Below are 282 nucleotides of genomic sequence, written 5' to 3'. Positions count from 1 at the left end.
ACCGAGGACTGGACGACGCCGCTGGCGTTCGGGTCCGGGATGATGCGGCCCGGCAACTCGACCGAGCGGTGGAAGCTGCCCTGCTCGGTCATGATGGTGCGCAGGACCAGCAGCCGTTGCGTCGGCTTCGGCACGAAGACGGAGCCGTCGGGCAGGCGCTGCGCGAGGTCCGACGAGGCCGGCGTCGTCTGGCGCGGCTCGATCAGGGCGGCGCCCTCAACGGTTGAGCCGTGGTCCTCGTCGCCGTGCGCGAAGGCGGCGGTGCCGAGGATGAGGGTGATG

At 71.6% G+C, this 282-nt stretch carries 1 pseudogene; it reads right to left on the bottom strand.

The window, feature by feature from the left end:
• Positions 1-282, bottom strand: a pseudogene (locus AX737_RS07080) (RND transporter); the annotation flags it as partial.

Source organism: Methylobacterium sp. CCH5-D2 (assembly GCF_001556475.1).
Taxonomy (GTDB): Bacteria; Pseudomonadota; Alphaproteobacteria; order Rhizobiales; family Beijerinckiaceae; genus Methylobacterium; species Methylobacterium hispanicum.
Note: the sequence above shows the minus strand (reverse complement) of the source record. Positions and strands in the feature narration are given on the sequence as shown.